This is a genomic window from Nostoc sp. ChiQUE01b, from assembly GCF_034531255.1.
GTDB lineage: Bacteria > Cyanobacteriota > Cyanobacteriia > Cyanobacteriales > Nostocaceae > Nostoc.
The window spans coordinates 39,382-44,295 of record NZ_JAVRBM010000076.1 but is presented as its reverse complement, the minus strand read 5'-3'; the positions used below and the strand labels follow the sequence as shown (position 1 = coordinate 44,295).

The following is a 4,914-nucleotide window of genomic DNA, read 5'->3' as shown; positions in this document are numbered from 1 at the left end:
TATTGAATTCGGGCAGTCGTTTATTGAATTCGGGCAGTCGTTTATTGAATTCGGGCAGTCGTTTATTGAATTCGGGCAATCGTTTATTGAATTCGGGCAATCGTTTATTGAATTCGGGCAGTCGTTGATTAGACTTCTTGCATAAATCCAAAATAAGAACCCCACCCCGCCTTTGACTTACGTCAAAGTCTCCCCTCCCCGCAGGCGGGGAGGGGCTGGGGGTGGGGTTTAGGGGACTTTTGCAAGAGGTCTATTGAATTCGGGCAGTCGTTTATTGAATTTGGGCAACCTCCGGTAATTTACATAAAGCTGTTCAATATTTTTGTAATAAATATATTAATTTATACTGAATAATGCGGGTGTCAAGTAACCCGATTTCTGTCTATCCTAGTGCTGTACAGTTCAGGGTAGAACTCAGTTTTTCTCCTGGCGCATCATTAATAAGAGGAAAGTAATTTATGTCACGTCCCAAACGCGGGTCGAAAGTACTTGATAGAGCACAGCGTCGGATTGCGGCTTTGAAATCGATCAGTCCCAGCTTAGACTTAGGCAATGGGGTAACAATTGACTCCTTTGCAGCCGCCATCAAAACAACACAAGACAAGTTAGAAGCATATAACTCAAGCCTCTCCACCGTGGATCTGACTCAGGGAACTTTAGAAGTTGCCGAAAAGTCGCTGATGGAACTAACAGAACACATGTTACTCAGTGTAGCTGCAAAGTATGGCAAGAATAGCGATGAGTACAAAATGGCAGGAGGCGTTCGTCGAAGCGATCGCAAGCGTCCAGTGCAAAAGCCTAAACAAGGGGCTGTTGCTTGATAAAGACGCTGTTCGATGTGGAATATTTTGAAGCTGCCGGTGGTCGATTTGGCATTTTTTATAGTGAACCGTTGACGTTGCAAGCAAGGATTCAGTGGGAGTTTTAACTTGCTTGCTTTATTGCTTATCGGCTCAACAACTTGACTAAAATAGTTTTCACCTCGGTGTTTAGAATCCCCAACTTTAAAAAAAAGTCGGGGATCTGAGAGGATGTTTGAAAAGTCATGATTGATGTATCAAATATTTTTTACCTAAATCAAACCAAATAAGTAATTTTGATTGGTGATGTGTGCGATCGCCTACTTTAAAAAGTGCATTGTTTGACTTTGGTAAGCGATCGCTCCCCAGTCAAAGCCAAAACGCGATCGCAGTAGCACTAATTAATTTCTGACTGCAAAGCTAATTGCTCTTGGTATCAATGCTATACCCAAATCTCATTTTACCAGCAATGCATAGATCCAAAGCGGAAAATCAGAAATTGAGCAACATCTGGTAAATTATAGATGCTCAAGGTAATGTAATAATAAGTTTATGTCAGCAAAGATAACAGAAATTATTGGTTCCGATGGAGAAAAAATCTATATTCAATACGATGACGCTGATAGTGATGAATTGCAAGCCGTTGGATATGTTGATGACATCCGGGAAAGGTCAGAAAGGCTACAAAAAATGATGATTAGTACGGTACGCAATTATTCTGGACTGATACTCAATAGTGTTAAGCAAGGGATAACTGATAAAGCACCAAGTAAAGTGACGATGGAATTTGGCTTGCAAGCTGGCGGAGAAACAGGAGTTCCTTTTGTTACTAAGGGAAGCGCCCAAGCTAATGTGAAGGTAACAATTGAGTGGAATTTAAGTCAGGAAGAATCACCACAGAAACCCGACGGGCTAAACCCTACGACTACATAAGTTTAATCCGCTTGCGCGGACTAAAAGCTTCGCTTATAATCATAGTTTTAAGAGGATGTCTGAGAAGTATTAAATATTTCGCCTGATCCCCCCTAGCCCCCCTTAAAAAGGGGGGAAATGAATCAAAGTTGCTCTTTTTAAGGGGAGAAATGAATCAAAGTCCCCCTTTTTAAGGGGGATTTAGGGGGATCTACAAGTCTCGAATACAACACCAAAAAGTTTTCAGACATCCTCTAAGCCGTTTTGAGTATATCTCAGGAATATGAGCAATTACACCCTGGATGAATTGAGAGAATCAATGGTCAAAATCCTCGATTCTAATGGGGCTACTGGCGGTTCTGGGTTTATTATTCGCGCTGATGGCTATCTTGTCACCTGTCATCATGTTATCTATTTGTTGGATGCGCTCAGGGTAGAATATCAAGAACAAGTTTATGCGGCGGAATGGTGTGAAAATTTATCAAATATAGAAGTAGATATTGCGATTTTAAAGATAAATGTTGAGTCTGCAAAAGCGGTTCCAATTATTAATCCTCAACAGCTATCAACATCAGTAAAAGTCTATGGCTTTCCGCCAGCGAAAAAGGCTAATTTCCCGGAAGGATTTGATGTTTTTGCCCAAAGTATCCGTGCTAGTGCGCCTCTGAATGTAGTTTCAACTTATAAAATTCAGAATCAAGATGGAATAAAGTTTAATAATCCTTGGAATAAGCTACCACAGGAAAAATCTATGTTTTCGTCCCACCAACTTGATGCGAAGGTTGAATCGGGAAGTAGTGGCGGTGCAGTTTTGGCTGAAGAGTTGGGCGGTGTGGTGGGAGTGATTCAATGCAGTAAAAGCGATGCAAGTTATGTAATTCGCTGGGATAATCTTCTTGATAGCTTAGATAAGCTAGGATTAGAACCAGAAAAAAATGCTGTTTGCAGTTTTTTGGCAGATATTGAAGAATATTTTAAATATATTAAACTGTTCCATACTAAAGAAAAAATTATCCTGAAAGAGCAATATATCCCGATTCAAGTAACTCTAGAAAGAAAATACAAACATGAAATAGAAACAAGCTGGGCATATACAGAAGGTGAAGCCGGATTTAAGCGTCTCTATGCGATGAAAGGTTTTGATGAGGAATTGCAAAAGAGAAAAGAAGAGGAAACAAAGCGAGTTGTTGTTGACTGGGAAGAGGCAAAAAAAGAAAACCAAAAAATTATGGTTTTGGCTGACCCAGGTATGGGAAAATCTACTTTATTAAGGATGGAGGCTGGCTTAATTGCTCGTGAGGAAAGGGAGAAATTAACACCCCACCCCCAGCCCCTCCTCACAAGCAAGGAGGTGAGAAGAGGGATTGATGATGTAATATTTCCGTTGTTTTTGCGGTTATCTGATTTGGCTGAAACTGAGGGAGAAATTATTGAGGCTATTCCTAGAATTATTGAGAGAGATTATCCAAAAACAGCAAAATCTATCAAATATTTATTAGAAGATAAATTAAAGAATGGTAAATGTCTTTTACTTTTAGACGCTTTGGATGAAGTTCCACAAGAATATCGCCCTCGTTTAAAAGAAAGGCTCAACCGTTTTCTAAGAAATTATGACTGTCCAATTATTTGCACTTCTAGAATTGTCGGTTATGGTGGTGCTTTTGTAGATACTGCTAAGGAAGTTGAAATTGTTCCTTTTAGTCAAAAGCAAACAGAAGCATATATTCAAATTTGGTTTAAAAATGCGGCTGGTTATATTGAGGATGATTCTGTTTCCGCAGAAGGGCTGATTGTTGAAATACAAAATAAACCACAAATTGCTGGTTTAGCGCAAAATCCCCTACTTTTATCTTTGCTGTGTAGTTTGTATCAAACCAAAGGACTAAGGCTTCCCGCACGTCGTGCCCAGGTTTATGAAAAAGCTGTAGATTATATGTTAAGTCAATGGAGGAATGATAATAATCGATTATCCCCCGAAAATGTAATTGCTAAAAAGAAGTTATTGGCTGATGTGGCATATAAGTTTAGCAGTGAGGGTAAAGAAGTTTTTTATCGTGATGAATTGCATAAGATAATTGAAAAATCTTTAAACAAACAAGAAATCCGCGATTTCCGAAATCAAACTACTGAGGAATTAATTAAAGAACTTTCGGAAGCAGATGGAATTATTCAAAAGCTTTCACGAGAAGGAGAGCAATATTTATTTTTACATCGCACCTTTCAGGAATATTTCACAGCATATTATCTCAATCAAGCCATTGTAAATGATAAGAGTGATGGTATTGCTTTAGCAAAAAAACTATTTTGGGAATATGATTCTCATGAAACTTTGACTTTATTGACAAGTTTAATGAAAAATCCCATGCTGTTGATAGAAGCGTTGTTTAAAGAAAAGGATGATATTTTTCAGACGCTGTTATTATTGGCGGGGAGATGTATTGTTGAAGTTCAGCAGAATGGAGAGGCTTCTGGTGGAATCAGCCAAAATCCCAAATTATTTGCCAAGATAATCAATAAGATTTACAAATTTTGGCGACGTTACCCCACAGCTATTTTTATTGAATCGGTTGTAGTGGCATTGGAAAAAGTCAATTTGTGGATGTCTCAGAAATTAATCGCCGCCCTCAAGGACTCTGATTCTGACGTGAGAGACTACGCGGCAGAGGCTTTGGCTAAAATTGGCAATGCAGAAGCTGTGCCGGGATTAATCGCCGCCCTCAAGCACTCTAAATCTGACGTGAGAAGCAGCGCGGCAGAGGCTTTGGCTAAAATTGGCAATCCAGAAGCTGTGCGGGGATTAATCGCCGCCCTCAAGGACTCTAAATCTGACGTGAGAAGCAGCGCGGCATGGGCTTTGGGTAATATTGGCAATGCAGAAGCTGTGCGGGGATTAATCGCCGCCCTCAAGGACTCTAAATCTGACGTGAGAAGCAGCGCGGCATGGGCTTTGGGTAATATTGGCAATGCAGAAGCTGTGCGGGGATTAATCGCCGCCCTCAAGGACTCTAAATCTGACGTGAGAAGCAGCGCGGCATGGGCTTTGGGTAATATTGGCAATGCAGAAGCTGTGCGGGGATTAATCGCCGCCCTCAAGGACTCTAATTCTGAGGTGAAAGGCAACGCGGCATCGGCTTTGCGTAATATTGGCAATCCAGAAGCTGTGCGGGGATTAATCGCCGCCCTCAAGGACTCTAATTCTGAG

Annotated in this window: 3 protein-coding genes; all 3 read left to right on the top strand. The window is 40.6% G+C overall.

Annotation, left to right across the window (positions count from 1 at the left end; all coding sequences use genetic code 11):
* Window positions 1-458 precede the first annotated feature (458 nt).
* Complete coding sequence (locus RMY63_RS32650; protein ID WP_322732678.1) at window positions 459-821, top strand: hypothetical protein; 363 nt, start codon at window positions 459-461, stop codon at window positions 819-821.
* A 531-nt stretch (window positions 822-1,352) separates the two neighbouring features.
* Entirely contained in the window at window positions 1,353-1,733 is a 381-nt protein-coding gene (locus RMY63_RS32645; RefSeq protein ID WP_322732677.1) for a CU044_2847 family protein, read from the top strand.
* Window positions 1,734-1,995: 262 nt separating this feature from the next.
* Window positions 1,996-4,914 (top strand): HEAT repeat domain-containing protein (locus tag RMY63_RS32640; protein ID WP_322732676.1); only part of this gene is annotated, 2,919 nt, incomplete at its 3' end.